This window comes from Arthrobacter sp. Y3223151 (assembly GCF_059091125.1).
Genome location: NZ_JBNHGI010000034.1, coordinates 1 through 252 on the forward strand (window position 1 = coordinate 1; position 252 = coordinate 252).

The 252-nt window shown below is 39.7% G+C and carries 1 protein-coding gene; it reads right to left on the reverse strand.

The genetic code is table 11. The features are described from left to right. The coding region (locus AC5RUP_RS17230) for a super-infection exclusion protein B (RefSeq protein WP_250406021.1) at positions 1–252 on the reverse strand (252 nt) is incomplete at both ends.

Sequence of the window (252 nt, forward strand, 5' to 3'; positions counted from 1 at the left end):
CTGCGCACAAAACCATAGATTGCTCTTCTGTAAGGTTTTGAATTACTGATCGCACTTTATCGTTTTGCATCTTAATGCGTTTTCTTAGCTTAAATCGCTTATATCTGGCGCTGGCAATAGCTGATAATCGATGCACATTAATTGCTAGCGAAAATGCAAGAGCAAAGACGAAAACATGCCACACATGAGGAATACCGATTCTCTCATTAACATATTCAGGCCAGTTATCTGGGCTTAAAAGCAGAAGTCCAA